Source organism: Dyadobacter sp. HNCC25DJ187, assembly GCF_056895255.1.
Genome location: NZ_JBXHAT010000002.1, coordinates 149,456 through 165,523 on the forward strand (window position 1 = coordinate 149,456; position 16,068 = coordinate 165,523).

A 16,068-nucleotide genomic window follows, 5' to 3' on the forward strand; every position below is an offset into this window, starting at 1 on the left:
TGTCTTAAAATCTGAATTTAACTCCGGCCCGTCCCCAGAAAGAGTAAAACTGCTTCTGATAGATCCGCTCACGCTCTCCGAAATAATCGATCTGCGGAGCCTTACCTAGATTTTGCGCCTCGGCATAGATTGAGATTTTATCTGTAATGCGGTAAGAAGCGTTGGCATCTATCTGAATCCTGTCATGACGGATCACATCCGTTGCATCTTGATCGCCCAACAGCACCGTGTAAGAACCATTGTAGTTCAGATTCGCCTGCATCGTCAGCCGCTTATGATTAAATGAAATCGACCCGTTTGCTGTATGCTTGGCCTGACCTGGCAGGCGAAGATCCTTCCGGAACTGTGCATCGGCATTCGAATGCGTATAGGTGTAATTGGCCAACACGGAAAGCCCTTTGAGAATACCAGGAAGGAAAGTAAGGTTGGCCTGCAGATTCAGCTCCAATCCATATACGTTGGCACTGTTTCCGTTCAATGTCCTGAACCATCTCCAGCCTGTGTAGCGTTCAGCACCTTCGAATTCATCTCCTGCAAGTGCAAACACGCTGTTGTATTGAAACTTATTGATTTTCTTATAAAACGCACCTGCTGATATGATCCCCAGATTGCTCAGATATTTTTCATACATCAGATCAATGTTGGTGGCAAATGCCGGCTGAAGGTCAGGATTTCCATCCGTTACTGTCTCGCTTAAAAGACTAATTACGCGGCCCGGCACCAGATCCACAAAGTTGGGACGAGAATAGCCATAGGTCAAAGCAGCCCTCAACAATGAAGATTTGTCAAGATCGTATTTGAACTGGATGTTGGGCAGTACTTTGATGTAATCATTCTTTTTCTGGTTTGGAGTTGTTGAAACCCAGTTACCGTCTGCATCGGTCTGAATGATATTTCCTTTGTAATCCACCTTCGTCTGTTCAATACGCGCTCCCACAAGGAACATCAGCTTGTTAAACTGGATCCTGTTCATGATATAGCCGGATGATACCGTTTCAACCGCATCGTAATAATAGGAATCTATACTGTTTCTGGTCGCTCCTACATTAATTGGAAAAAGTGCTGTCCCCAGATTCTGATCCAGAAAATTGATCGTTTTGTCTTTATCTACGCCCAGACCGAAATTGGTATTGCCGTCTAAAAGATCAGCAGATATCTCAGGACTCCCGCTGAAGTTGGTAAGGTTTCCCGCTGCTGCCGCTCCTGCGTAAGTTGTAACTACGGTCTCATCCGGCCGTGAGCGCTGATTATGCATACGTTTAACTTTTGCCCCGGCTTTAAAAAAAGCAGAATTGTTTCCAATCTTGTAAGGTACACTTGCATTTAGGCGAGCGGTAAAGTTTTTACCCTTCGTATTCCACCAGTCTCTTTCCACAGTATTATAAGTGTAAAGAGAAGCGTTATTTTTCCAGTCAGTTCCGTAAGCCGATAAGTAATCAGTGCTGATGTCAGATATAGCAAGCGGAATATTTCCGGTGATGAAATTATAAATACCTGATCTGTTCACAAACTCGGACTCATTCATAAACACACCTGCATCCAGCTTCACCGAACCGATTACTGTCTCTCCCTGAATGTTGAAATTCAAGCTACTGTTATCCTCTGTGGCAGATTTGATCTCATTGTAACCCCGGCCGCGTGAGTTGGTATATTCTCCCTGTTCCGTCAGTACATTTCTGGCCGTTTGCATACGGGTCCTTTTGCGGTAACGCGTCAGCTCATTGAAGTGATTGCTGTACATCACATTAGCGATGATGTTAGTGGTCGGACTGAAGTTGTAATCTATTGTAGCTGATGTACCGGTCCTGGTGCGTTGATTTTCAACATAAAGTAGTCTTACGTCTGTCGGAAAATAAATGCTTCCCTTACCATAATCGTTGGCCTCCCAAACCTGCGCCCGTATCTCATCGTAACCATTTTTGGTTCTGAAGTAGCTGCCTGTCGCCATAATTCCCAGTCTGCCATTGGGGTTTTTATCATTGGCAAAAAAGCGCTTACCTGCCGAGATATTGCCGATTCCATTCAGGTTACTGCGAAGATTGTTATAACCCGCGCCCAGATCAACCGACAACTTAGGCTGAAGCGAGCTGGCCGTAGGCGTTTTCATATTGATCACACCCGCAATCGCATCTCCGTCCAGATCAGGAGTCAGCGTTTTAACCACTTCCATAGAGGATAACACGTTCACAGGGATCACATCCAGCTGTGCATTCCGTGAGCCGTCCTCCTGGGTTCCCATGATCTGCTCACCGTTCACATTGATATTTGTGAAGTTACCAGGGGTTCCTCTCATCTGAACGGTAGCACCCTCGCCACTGCTGTTTCGTCCTATGGTAACCCCCGGCAGACGCTGCAGAGACTCTGCCACGTTCAGATCCGGAAAGCGCCCCATCAGATCAGCGGATATAACCTGCTTGATGTTGTCTGAATTTCGCTGCTGATTAAGCGCTTTACGTTGCCCCTCCTGAGCGGCGGTAACGGTGATCTCACTCAGATTCAGATCGTCCGAGCTCATCTTTATGTTGAGAAAGACCGTTTTGCCAGCTATTACACTGACTTGCTCCTCAGAAGGCTTAAATCCCATATAGACAACCGAAATAGTCTGCTGCCCCGCAGGTACGTTTAAAAGTGTATAGTTCCCGGACAGGTCAGTGGCAACACCATAGGTCGTCCCTTTGATAAACACCGATGCGCCGGGTAGTATTTCTCCGCTACTGCCGGTAATCTGACCTTTGATATTTCCTGTGATTTGCTGCGCAAAAACACCGCAAACAGAACCGGCAAGAGCCAGCATGCCCACCAGTATGCCCCGTAGGGAACTGTAATTTTTGAGTAAATTTTTCATACTACAACAAGGGAACAGCGATAAAAGGTTGAAGGATTTATTTGAATTTATATTGGGAATAATCTACCAGAAAACGTAGTGCAAAGATGCTGCCTGTATCACGGTTTGTCAGCCAGACCTTACCTTTCCTGAATCGTGTCCGCGTTTCGAGCACAGCTCCTCTCAAATTAGGATCCGGGTGGTTCTGTGAATAACGGTTTTGCAAGATCCAGTTGGCAGACCTTTCGATGTTACCTTCAAACTGCTTGTAGCCGTTTTGCACAAGTTTAATCCAGACAATGGCTGCAAGTGCTGAGGCAGACCCGGTCACTGAGCCCTTGTCAGGTAGTCTGCCATTCAGATAATTGTCGTAAAAAATCGTCCCGTCTTTCTGTTGGGCAGCAGCAAAAACTTCAGCTGTACGGGCTGCCCCATCCAGATATTTTCTGTCACCCGTCAGGTTAAATGCTTCGATCAGTGATTCAGCATACCACAAAGAAAAACGTGGGTGGAATGATCTTGCTTCTGCAGAATTGGGCATAAAGCTCATCCAGACACCTTCAGTCCCCTGTTTTTCCAGAAGACTGTTGCAAAGATTAATAAACGCATCCTTAAACTGCTTGTCTCCGGAAAACTCGAAAGCGTCTTTAAACAAAGATCCTTCTGTATTCGGACGAGACACGTCAAACAAACCTTGCTGGCCTTTGTCTTTCCAAAAGGGGCTATATTCTTTCAGAACCTCACCGGTTTTCACATCTACATTATCATAGCATATTCCTTTCTGTGCATCATACATATTTTTAATCATCCAGTTAGCGGCAGATGTAGCTACCTTGGCATATCTGGGATTTTTAGTAACTCGGGAAAGCTCATAGATCCCCGGGGTTCCATCAGATACAGTTGCAAATACGATGTAATCTTCTCCAATCGAATCACCGTGTCGTGCATTAACCATACCTTTCAAAACACGATGATCTTTAATTTCAAGACCAGCCCAATAGTCTCCTCCTTTAATGGCTGCATTCAGGTATTTTTTGCTACCCGTATGCTTGTAGGCAGCCAGCAGTGCATTCACCGCCTGCCCCGTATGCCAGGGTACCTCGTAATCATACCACTTGCCTTCGGTCATATTATAATCGCATTTCGACTTCCCTTCTGCATCCAGAATTACCTCAGAGACGTACTTGGCAATTTGATCAATAGCCAGGTTTACCTTTTGCCTTTCGGTTTGTGCCAAAGCTGCTGTTGTACCTACTGCCAGAGATAGCAAGAGCAGCATATAAAAACGTGGTCTATTCTGCTTCATAAGTCTTGTTTTTAGAGTTAGTCTGATATTTATGTTTACTGTTAACTACCTGAACTCCGGCGCCGAGCCTGAAGCTAAAATCCCAGGAGCTGTCATTTGTTGCCGGTAATTTCAATAAAAACTGATGGTTGCCCTTTTTCAAAGTCACTGGTATTCTCTTCTCATCCCAGCCTTTGTCACCAAAAGTGATTACGCCCACCTTTTTGCCATCACAATACACTTCTGCGCCGTCAGGTGCTTTCACAAAAATCTCGGTTACATCCTGACCCGTTACATTCAAAGTACAGTAGGCATAGGCTGCTGCTATTGGTTTTTGGTTATAGTATTCATCAAGCTCAACAGGACCACCGGTGTTGGAGGCAAATTTTTTCCATCGGTAGCTTTTATTTTGATAGATGGCAATGGCTCCCGGAATCGGTGGCTTGTTGTATTCCTGGCTTTCCGAGTACATAAAATCAGGTACGGCCCCACGCTTACTGGTCGGAAAAGGCCCTGCCAAAAGCCAGTACTGAAAATAACTGTGGGGAGTGTCAACAATGTCAAGACCAATCTGAGCAAGCGAAGGAAGGGTGGTCTGAGCCGTCGCGCCGGCCAATGTTCTGAGTGATTTTTCCAGATCTGAAAGTTCAGTGGCCTTGCTTTGGTATGGCTGCAGTACCACATCAAGCCAGTAAGGTTGGTTTTCTGCAAGCCAGAGCTTTTCAAAGTTAGATGCAAGCGTTTTGTAGCGCCCGGAAAGTATGCTGAGCGAATCTGCCGACTGGCTCAAAAGTCTTCGGCTGGAGACAGGGTCATTCTGACGAATTTCCGAAGCCTTTTTATAAGCTCCCGCAAGACTGGCCACCAGCTGACGGGAGTCCATCAAAATCTGATATTGCGCGATCGTATGTTGCAGGGCGGTAATATCAGCCTGATTGATCATAGCGCGGCTCGCACTGAGAAAATCAGAAGCTTCGTGCAGGATCTTTTGGGCACCCGGCACATCCTGATTATTAAGCCAAAGTTGCTTTGATTGCCTGGGTAATATCTGCTGATGCCAGACAAGATCATTCATGTTATGAGTTAAAGGCAAACTTCTCAGCTCCAAGAGTTTATTAACAGCTTTAACATAGTTAACGTTATCTGACTTGTAAGCAACTGCAGTGTAGCGGAGATCGAAGGAGACTTCATTTTCTTTTTGAAGATTCCAGCTTTTTTCAGCTGCGTAATAAACGCCGTACCAGTCCACAGAAAACAAGTATGCGCCACCATCATCCCAAATCGTGGTAAACGCCCCCGCAGCACCATTTTTTTTACCTTCGGTTAAAAACCCTTTAATATTCGATTTAGCCATATTCATATCAGGAAACATCCTGTAAGAATTCAGTATGCCCGGACATACCATATATTCCAGTCCGCGGCTGGCAAACGGCTTGATCCATTGATCATAATCATTATTTGCACCATATTCCCAGCTCAGATAAACCAGATCTTTGGGAAGCATATCAAGAATCCTCTCATGTTGGAGCGCTACATCACCCCACATCATCATTTTTTTGTTATGACCTTTTAACACGTCGTACAGAAAGTTGAGATGATCAGCATAGAAACGGTCAGCACCTATGCTATCGATGTAGGCTTTTGATTTACCCTTATTAAGATCAAAGGTCTCATCGCAGTTCACATTGAACCAGGGTGCGCTGAAAGCATCACACAATTCGCCTATCACATCCTGTAAAAATCGTCGGGCTTTCGGATCGAGCGGAGATATCAAGGAGGGTGTCTCCCCCATTGAGCTATATTGATTCAAAGCGAGTATCTTCTCAAAATGGCCGAACGATTGAAAACCTCCGATCAGTTTCATATGGTATTTCTCTGCATAAACTGATAATTCTTTGATCTGGGCAATCGTTAACTTTCCGTTTTCAGGTGCAAAGTCAGGATGCGAAACAGTCTGGACAACGTGCTCGATATAAAATGACAAGTAGTTAATCTTCAGTTCAGCCAACCTTTCAATCTGTTTTTTGATATAGTCAACCCTGGAAATAGGTCCACGGCTGATATCGTCGAATATAGCCCTTACCTTGTAGGCGGGCCAGTCCGCGATAAAAACCTGCTGACTAAAGTTTGACCTGATTATTTGTTTCAGGGTCTGAAGTCCATAGAAAAACCCTGTTTCACTGTGAGCGCAAATTATAATGCTGCTGTTTTCAGCTGATAAAATATAGCCCTCCATTCCAAGGCTGTCTTTGTAAATTTTTAACCTATCCCAGAGAATCCCACCTTTCTTTTGGGCTTCAGAGAGTAGTAAAAGCTCAACACGAAGAGTCCCTTCTGATTTGAAACCTTTTGCCTCGTTCTTGACGGCCTTAAAATGTTCTGTTAGTCTGTCGGACTGCTGAGCATTCAAACCGGTGGTGCTCAGTTCCATATTTGAAGAAGCCCGAAAATCGCCGCTGCCACGAGATACGAACTGAGGGTAAGGCAAAAGCTTTAAGGTATCAGAGCTGGCGATAACTTCCAATCTGTGATCTTGGCTTGCAACCTCATGCGCTGAAGTGTCATATCCACCCACAGAGAGCAGTAATACCATCAAAGAGAAGAATATATTTCTTAACATCGGACTATCATTTTACATCTAACCCTATTAACTATACGTGGCAACTATTTTGAACTATTCGATCTTTGCTACAATATTTTTCGACAGCTTGTCTTTTCTAATAAATCCCGGAATTGGGAGATGAAAGCTTTTGGCTGTGATCAGTCCGTTTGAGCTGTTTTCAACAACTGCCATTTTATCCGGACCTGCTCCAGGCTTGACATCCGTGTCGACGATCGAAAAGTTGTGGGTGTCAGAGATGACAACTGCAGGACGCTCGTCAGGGGACTTATAGCTGAGCGAGATGCCTGACATTTTTATGTTTCTGGCATGCCTCACATAAAAGCCGTAGGAAGGTAGCGTGCCAAACATGGTGCCTTCAGGGTATGCATCTTCCAGCTCATCGACTACCTTTTTTGTATCCGAAACCCTTCCTCCACCCTCAAACTGAATGTTGATGTTTCGCAGGGTAATATGCTCTATCGGAGCTTCGCTTAAACCCGTAAACGAACAGCCCGTCACGCCGGCACCACTGGCCTGAATATCCGAAATGCTGATATCACGCAGCTTACCAAGCCCTGGGACCGGAGCTGACTGGATGTGTTTTCTGGCTCTGTTTCCAAGACGTATGAAGAGTGGCACTTCTGTTCCGTCGATCACCAGATTACTTACCGACACGCGCTCCATGGTTCCTCCGTCTACAATCTCCATGGCCAGTCCGCCTACCCCCTTTGGCTTCCCATAGATAGTTGTCTTTTGAGCCGATGGTTTAATCACGCAGTTAGAGATGGTGATATTACGAAAGCCGCCGACAGATTCTGTACCGAATTTAATGGCGCTACAGTGACTGCTTAAAATGCAATTGGTGATTGTGATATGCTCGGAAACCCGCTCAGATGTGCTTTTAATAGTGATGCCATCATCATCCGAATCGCCTATTACATTCGATATTGTCACATAACTGCAGCCATCAATGTCGATCATGTCATTGTTTTTATTGGAATGATTCCAGATTTTAACACCATCTATCCGTACATTGCTGCAGCCCAGATAGTGCTGCATCCAGAAAGCAGAGTTCTGCAGTCTAACACCGGTCACAAGAACATTTTCGCAGCCTGCAAACCATAAAAGGTAAGGTCTGTCTTTGTAACGGTCAGGCTTTTTAGTTGTAGTAGTCACAAATGATGCTCCCTGCCCGTCTATAGTTCCAAGCCCCTCAATGCTGACATTCTTTTGATCTTTGCAGAAAATAAGTGCCTGTTTCGCCCAGTCCTCTCCATAAAACCTGATTCCTGAATGCTGATAAGGATAAAACTTTGTGTCAGGTTGCCCCAGAAGCGTTGCGCCTGCCGCCACGTGAATAGTTACATTACTTTTCAAAACCAGTGTTCCCGAAAGATACGTCCCACCGACAAGATAAACCTTCCCGCCGTGTTTTGAACACGAATCAATCGCCTGCTGAATTGAGACCGTATTGTCAGTAATGCCATTCCCTACTGCTCCAAAATCCCGCACGTCGTAAACTAAGCCAGCTGCCGAAGCAGAATTACTAACACAAGCGATCAAAAAAAGCACGCTGGTCGTAATGATCATCCTATAATGTTTATAAATATGCATCTTTAAATCTAAACTAGATTAACAATTTAAAAATCAAAGTTCATGGGCTTGGCAGCGTGATCATTTAAGACCAAAATAACCTTCCTGTATCTTGTCATTTTAGTACACGGTGAAATTAAATTCAACTTGGCAGCCGACTAGAAAGTCCTTAACCAAGCATCTGTCGGGTACGTAACCGAAACAATAAAAGTTAGAATTCTACCAGTGCTTTTGTGAAATACATAAAGTATCGGCAGGAACAAATCTGAAATACCGGGCACGTGCACAAATTTATGTTAAAAAATTAATATGCCAAATTTTCATACAGCGTTTCAGTAAAAAAACTTATGAATCATCTTCAAAAATATGTATTGACCACAATAAGTATTAGCAAAATGTGCCTTTACAGATATTCCGGACGCTTTTTACAATTATAGATCCTATTTCATTTTTTATTAAAATTATTCAAAATAATAACTATAACTGGGGAATCAGTGTGACAAGCCGTGCCCCTTGACCCCTGCTCTCTTCAGCACGTGTGATTTACCTTGCCCTACGACGTGGAGAAAGGTGTACCTCATCTACTAGAAAGGATTGCCGCCGGCCTTCATCCTGACCAGCGCCGAGTCCCGAGATAACCTATCATGCCGGTATAGAACAATCAACCGTATCGGGTAGTGTAGATTTGGAATCTTTAATTCCTATAGTACTTGTAATTGGCACTGGTGATAATGTCAATAGGCATAAGATAATCCTCTTTCACTTGCGTTGAAAACACTAAAAAATGAAAAAGAGTCATCACACTTCGGTAACCCTGCTCCTGAGGTTTCTCACAGATCAGGAAGTTAATCACTCCTTTTTTTAAGAACTCTATATTACTTGACAGATAGTCATATCCGATCAAAATAATATCCTTCCGGCCGGCTGATTCCAACCACCGGGCTACCAGCGATACACGAGAATTAGTAACATATATAACGCCTATATGATTTTGTTGGTCTATCAGAACATTGAGCTTGCTGGCTACAGAGGTGTAGTCAGTATCGGTGCTATTAAAGCTAATTAATAAGTCCTTTGAGAGTTTTTCCTCAAAATACGCAAGAAATCCCTGCTCTTTTTGGATGATGGCTGCATTGTTCTCGATTTCCCTGGCGATATTAACCACCAATACTTTCTGTGAGTCTTTCAGACAATAATCTACCAGCTGCGCAGAAAGGTAGCCGCTGTCAAAGAGCTCCGGACCGATGTAACAAAGTCTTTCCTGACCAGCTATGTCTGAATTCATCAAAACGCATGGAATCTTATTTAATTTGCAGTGGCGCAAAAGTACAATGGATTCAGGCTCAAATGTGGGGGTAATCAGCACTCCGTCAGCTTCCCTGTCAATGATCAGCTGTACCTGCTGAGCGAATACGGATTTATCATTCTGATCGAAAAAATAATAGTCTACCTGCACACCATACTGTTTGACCTCTTCTTCAGCTTTTCTGATACCCTCTAGTGGCGCCTTCCAATATTCTGTTTCTTCTGAAGTGCCAGGTAACAAAACCGCTAATCTTATAACGGCTCTGGAAGCAAATGAGAGCCTTTGTGCCAATACGTTAGGCTGATAATTGAGCTCTTCTATGATCGCGGTGACACGATCCTTGGTTTTTTTAGAAACACCTGGTCTGTTATGAATAACCCGGTCAACAGTCGCCCGTGAGACCTTTGCCCTTCTGGCTATTTCCTTAACACCCGAAAGCAGATTATCTTCTTTTTCTTCCACGCCAATTGCATTATAATGAACTTCAAATATATACAATCCAATATATTTCTCAGCTACTGTCTTGCTTGCTACCCATGATATCTCTCCCGAAACCTTATAGCCGTAATTATGCTTCACAGGGATTTATGCCCTTGGCATGAACGCTGCCAATGACGGACAGCTGCATGCCAGTAATGTTTTATGGATAATTTAGAACGGCGATAAAAAATCTCGGTGATAGATTGATAGAACGAAAGCGGTGATGGGCAGGAAAGCAATAGCACAAACTTCCCAATTTCGTTTCCCTCTTATCCGATAGTTGATAACACGTCAGTTTAAATCGGATTAAGTATGTTCCGGAATAAAACTTCCCTATTCTCATCTATTCACTAAAATTCCTTAAAAACGTTCCAATTGTGATCTGGATATAGACCATTCCCTGCACATTTCATAAACTGTGATAACTACATTTAAAATGGTAGTATTTGGGTATATAGTAAAAAAAAATAGATATTTGTCACTATATGTAATACCTAAGCTTATAGCTCAAAGTAATTATGGAGGGAATTTTGACAAATGAGGCCGAACTACTGCAACTGTTGCGGCAAGGAGATAAGGCTGCGTTTGAAGAAATCTACGATCAGTATCGGTCAAAGTTGTACCGTACTGCTCTGAGCAAAGTAAGAACTGAGGAGAATGCGATGGAAATTGTGCAGGAAATTTTTCTGGATCTCTGGCTGCGTCGTGAGATGGTACAAATCCAGGACTTGGAACGGTATCTTTACACCGCCGTAAAATATAAGGTTCTTGATTTTTACAAAAAAGAGGTCCAAAGAAAACTTTACACCGAATCAGTAAAACTACATCACCAAGAGGAGTCATCGGAAACAGAAGATGCGTTGGCATACAACGAGCTTTCAAGATCCATCTTCTTATGCATTGAAAAACTTCCGGAAAAAACCAGGGTTATATTCGAGCTCAACAGAATTCAATGTCAGACGGCTGAGGAGATTGCCCGCAGACTGGATGTTCCCCTACGAACAGTTGAATATCATATTACCCAAGGCTTGAGGTCTCTGAGGACTAATCTCAAAGACTATTTAATAGTACTTCTTCTTAGCGCTGCACCGCTACTCTGAACTGCTCAGACAAAGTAACAAATCCAATAATTTTCAGATAAAACGGCTTATTTTTTATAAATTTTATAAGAATTTATAAAATGATTTGCGGTGAATTCCATGATGATCTACTTATATTATAGTAGGGCAGTATAGCAAGGCGCACCGTCCCGGACCAAACGTATTTACCTGAGTGTAATCACAGCTTACACGTTTAAGAACTTACCTAACCCCTAATGTGATGATCAAAAATCTAAAAGCCTTTTTGCACCTGCTGGATCGCTACCAGAAAAAGCGGCTTAATCAGGAGGAGACCAAAATAATGGACATATGGTATGAATCCATTGACCATACTGAGACTAAACAGGACAGGTTAGATGAGGATCAGGCTGGAAAAATGATGTGGACAGCGATTAACAGGGGAATGGATCCGAATACTGCTGACAGCGTTATTATGCCTCTTCCCTTTTGGAAGCGGAATTTCTTTATCCGCCTTGCAGCTGCCTGCGTATTATTTATTGGTGTTTTCGTCGGATCCCGGTACGCGTTAAACAGCACAATAATTATTGCCGGGGTCAAGAACGAGGTGGTTGAGAATATGAACAAAATAACGAATGAAACATCCCAACAGAAAGTTTTTAATCTGCCCGATGGAAGCAAAGTAAGTCTGGAACCCGGTGCAAGATTGTTCTATCCGGCAGTATTCGCCGAACGTGAGCGCAGGGTATATCTGTCGGGGAATGTCTTTTTTGAAATAGCCCATGACAAGTCACGCCCATTTTATGTTCATGCCAACAACATCGTAACAAAAGTTCTTGGAACCAGTTTTACCATCAAAGAAAACAAACAGAAAAACAGTATTGAAGTAGCCGTGTTGACAGGAGTTGTGGAAGTGCAGCAATCGGGTGACGAAAAGCAACAGGTACCAGTAGATAAAAAAGTAGTACTTACCCAAAATAAAAAAGTGACCTTCTATCCGCAGGATGAGAAACTGGTTACAGGTATCGTTGAACAGCCTAAGATTATAGCAACGGAAATAACCAAAAACGCAAAGTTTAACTTCAATTATCTGGAAAAACCACTGGCAGAGATTGTACCTGTTTTGGAAGAAGCCTACGGAGTTAGAATCAACTTATCGAACGCAAATCTCAAAAATTGCATTATTACCGCAGATTTATCTCAGGAAACCACGCTATTCACCCAGCTTGAAATTCTCTGTGAAAGTATTGATGCAAAGTATCAGTTAATCAATGATTCAGTAATGCTATCCGGAAAAGGATGCGATTTATCAAGATAATTTTTCACCCTTAAACCTATCCTCCATATGCTGTAAACTATTTTCCAAATACTAAAAAAGGCCGAAGATGCTGGAAACATACCTCGACCTTTCTCCTGTCCAACATGTCTCATGTTGCCCGCCTCTCTGGAAAATTGGCGATCGGAGTTGTAAATCATCGTGTTAAGAGATCTAACAATTACAAATCAATGAAAAAAAGACTTAAAATCATAAATCCTATATGGGCAATTATGAAGGTGTCAAGTATACAGTTATTTTTAATTTGCATAGCAACCGCCTACGGATATGCGCACAATTCCGGAGCACAGGAATTACTGACCCAGCGGGTGTCGGTTAAGGTCGATCAAAAAGAGATCCGTGAAGTTCTGTCTTCACTCGAAGCAAGCACTAATTTAAAGTTCGTATATAGCTTACAGTTACTACCGGTAAATCGTAAGGTGACGCTCAAACTTGAAAATAAAAGATTGAGTGAAGTACTGGAAACCATGTTTTTACCTGATAATATTTCTTACAAGCTTATCAGAAATAAAATCGTCATCAAGAAGGTTACACAGGGAGCCGGTGAAACTGGCGACATCAATCCTCTGGGCAACCTGGCTTCATCAGAAGATATGGCCGACCGGACTATAACGGGTACTGTGCAGGATGAAACCGGCGGGGCTCTGCCAGGAGTAAATATCGCAATTAAAGGGACGACATCCGGTACTTCCTCTGATGTTGAAGGGCGTTTCTCTCTGTCGATACCAAACGATGATGTGACACTTGTTTTTTCCTTTGTTGGTTACAACGCGCAGGAAATTAAACCAGGAACGCAAACCTCGCTTCAGATTACGTTGACGCAGGATACTAAAGCATTAGACGAAGTCGTGGTAGTAGGTTATGGTACTACGAAAAAAAGCGACATCACAGGTGCGGTAGCTTCTGTGAAGGCTGAACAGATCACCAAGATTGCTACGGTCAATCCATTACAGGGAATACAGGGCCGTGTGCCGGGTGTCAACATTGTAAGTCAGTCAGGCGAGCCAGGTGCACCGGTAAGAGTTCGTATCAGGGGTGTAGGTACAATCAACAACAGTGACCCATTGTACGTTGTAGATGGCTTTCAGACCAACGACATCAGCTTTTTGGCGCCGGGAGACATTGCATCCATGGAAATTTTGAAAGATGCATCCGCGACTGCAATTTATGGTTCGCGTGGTGCAAACGGAGTGATTCTGATCTCAACAAAAAGAGGGAAAAGTGGTACACCGAAAATTTCATTCGATGCTTATGCAGGTGTACAGAGAGCCGGAAACAAAGTAGATATGCTCAACGCCAGTCAATATGCCACATTAAGGTTAGAATCTTATGCCAATGATGGAACAGTGCTCCCTGAGAACGGTGCGCTTTACCAAACACTAAACGGCTTTCGCCAAAGCGGTGAGCAGGGTACCGACTGGCAGGATGAAGTGATGCAGACTGGTATTATGCAAAATTACAGTTTGAACATCATGGGTGGTAATGAAAAGCATCGTTACAGTTTGACGGGAACCTATTTTGACCAGGAAGGAATCGTAAAAAATTCACCGGTAAAAAAGCTGTTCCTACGGTTCAACAACGATTTTTATGTAACCAAATGGCTTGACGCAGGAATTTCAGCTGCTTATGCAGATACAGATAAGACGCAGTATTTCGGCGATCAGTATGGTGGAATTCTCACCAGCGCACTTTCCGTTTCACCACTGGCTAAAGCCTGGGATCCCGCAACCAACTTCTGGGGCCGACGTCCTGTGGCTGAGGGCAATGCAACCAATCCTGCGCGTATTGCAGATGAGTACGAAAACAACAAAGTGTATCAGAAGCTGGTCAATGCGAATTTCTTTGCCGACGCCAAGATTGCAAAAGGACTGAGCTTTCGTACACAATATGGCGTAAACTGGTTGAATTCGCAGGACAAGCGCTTTTTACCTCAATACTTCCTGGCCAATGATGATCAGCGCCAGCAAAGCAGTTTACGTGAAGGCAGAGGCGAAACACTGGGATGGGTCTGGACTAATTACCTGACCTATGCAAAGGAAATAGGTAAGCACAGCTTTACGGCCATGGTTGGTATCGAAAATCAACGGACTACTTTCAGTGATATGAGACTTACAGTTTTGGATGTACCCAATGATAAATCACAATGGTATCTGTCTGCGACCAAGAGCACAGACTACTTATTGGAAACGGCTCAGTCGGACGAGTCGCTGCAGTCATTTTTTGGCCGTTTGAACTATAACTTCAATGAAAAGTTACTGTTGACCGCAACATTACGCCGAGATGGATCTTCTCGTTTTCTTGCCAACAACCGATGGGGAACATTCCCTTCTTTCGCTGTAGGTTACAACCTCGCGGAGGAATCATTTATCAAAGCGATTCCAGCCATCAGTCAGCTGAAATTACGCGCAGGCTGGGGACAGGTTGGTAATCAGAACAGCGCTGCCAACTATGGTTATGTAACGACCGTTTCTGGTAACAATATGTATGTCTTCGGCAATACTGCTGTGCAGGGCTTCGCCCCTACCGTGGCTAGCAATCCTGACCTGAGATGGGAAACCACAACAAGTTCTAATTTCGGTATTGACGCAGGATTTTTTGGAAACAGCCTTTCTCTGACTGCCGATTATTTTATCAAAAATACCTCAGACATGATTGTACGGGTGCCTATTCCGGTATTCGCAGGCGTGGGACCTCCGTATGTTAATGCGGGAAGCATGGAAAACAAAGGGATTGAACTTGCCCTGAATTACAGAAATTCGATCAAAGACTTTACTTATGACATTGGTATCAATGCAAGTAAAATCATCAACAATGTGAGCGACCTGGGTGGTGGTGAACCTATCGCAGGTGGAGACATCAACGGGTTTGGACAAACTACCCGTACAGAAGTAGGCCGCGAAATCGCATACTATTACGGACTTAAAACCGACGGCATCTTCAGAACACAGGCTGAGCTGGACGCTTACACGAGAGAAGGCACACCAATTCAACCGAATGCGAAAGTGGGTGATGTAAAATTTGTGGACCTGAACAATGATGGCGTAATTGACAATGATGACCGTACGTATCTGGGGAGTGCAACGCCAAATCTTTCTTTTGGTTTCAATGCCAACCTGGGCTATAAAGGCTTTGACCTCAGCTTCTTTTTGCAAGGTGTAACAGGCGTGCAACTTGTGAACGGACTCGGACACTGGATGAATAATGCAAACGGGATGTTCAATTCTGTAGCCGAAAGATTCGACCGCTGGACGCCGGAAAACACCGATACCGACCAGCCAAGAATGACGCAGCTTAATCCGAACAACAACGATCAGTTCAGTGACCGTTTTGTAAGCAACGGAAGTTATATGCGACTTCGTAACCTGACGCTGGGCTACACATTGCCCACAGCAGTAAGTGGCAAAATAGGTATGAGCAACCTGCGTGTGTATGTGGCAGCCGACAACCTGCTGACCTTCACCAAGTACAAGGGAATGGATCCTGAAATAGGTGAGTTTGACGGCAATCCGCTGAACTTTGGAGTAGACCGCGCTGCTTATCCGCAGCCACGTGTGGCAAGGATCGGATTGAGCGTAAACTTTTGA

8 protein-coding genes are annotated in these 16,068 nt (G+C 43.9%); 3 read left to right on the top strand and 5 right to left on the bottom strand.

Going from position 1 to position 16,068, the window contains the following annotated elements:
* Nucleotides 1-4 precede the first annotated feature (4 nt).
* The 5 genes from AC1XUE_RS11685 to AC1XUE_RS11705 form a co-directional block, all read right to left on the bottom strand.
* Nucleotides 5-2,845 carry a TonB-dependent receptor gene (locus tag AC1XUE_RS11685; protein WP_483356157.1) on the bottom strand — a complete coding sequence of 947 codons (2,841 nt, stop codon included), beginning with the start codon at nucleotides 2,843-2,845 and terminating at the stop codon, nucleotides 5-7.
* A gap of 37 nt (nucleotides 2,846-2,882) precedes the next feature.
* Nucleotides 2,883-4,130, bottom strand: a complete 1,248-nt coding sequence (locus AC1XUE_RS11690; protein ID WP_483356158.1) for a hypothetical protein — start codon at nucleotides 4,128-4,130, stop codon at nucleotides 2,883-2,885.
* Nucleotides 4,117-6,729 (bottom strand): glycoside hydrolase family 20 zincin-like fold domain-containing protein, encoded by a 2,613-nt coding sequence (locus AC1XUE_RS11695; RefSeq protein WP_483356159.1) that lies wholly within the window; start codon nucleotides 6,727-6,729, stop codon nucleotides 4,117-4,119. Before AC1XUE_RS11695 ends, AC1XUE_RS11690 begins: the two co-directional genes overlap by 14 nt.
* A 54-nt stretch (nucleotides 6,730-6,783) precedes the next feature.
* The gene (locus AC1XUE_RS11700; RefSeq protein WP_483356160.1) at nucleotides 6,784-8,301 is read right to left on the bottom strand and encodes a glycoside hydrolase family 28 protein; all 1,518 of its coding nucleotides are present in this window, start codon (nucleotides 8,299-8,301) and stop codon (nucleotides 6,784-6,786) included.
* A 697-nt stretch (nucleotides 8,302-8,998) separates the two neighbouring features.
* Entirely contained in the window at nucleotides 8,999-10,189 is a 1,191-nt protein-coding gene (locus tag AC1XUE_RS11705) for a LacI family DNA-binding transcriptional regulator (RefSeq protein ID WP_483356161.1), read from the bottom strand.
* Nucleotides 10,190-10,608: 419 nt separating this feature from the next.
* Here AC1XUE_RS11705 and AC1XUE_RS11710 point away from each other — a divergent pair, with 419 nt between their 5' ends.
* From AC1XUE_RS11710 to AC1XUE_RS11720, 3 genes are all read left to right on the top strand, one after another.
* The gene (locus AC1XUE_RS11710) at nucleotides 10,609-11,190 is read left to right on the top strand and encodes an RNA polymerase sigma factor (protein ID WP_483356162.1); all 582 of its coding nucleotides are present in this window, start codon (nucleotides 10,609-10,611) and stop codon (nucleotides 11,188-11,190) included.
* 220 nt (nucleotides 11,191-11,410) lie between these two features.
* Complete coding sequence (locus tag AC1XUE_RS11715) at nucleotides 11,411-12,466, top strand: FecR family protein (RefSeq protein WP_483356163.1); 1,056 nt, start codon at nucleotides 11,411-11,413, stop codon at nucleotides 12,464-12,466.
* 188 nt (nucleotides 12,467-12,654) lie between these two features.
* A complete protein-coding gene (locus tag AC1XUE_RS11720) occupies nucleotides 12,655-16,068 on the top strand; it encodes a TonB-dependent receptor (protein WP_483356164.1) in 3,414 nt (1,137 codons plus the stop codon).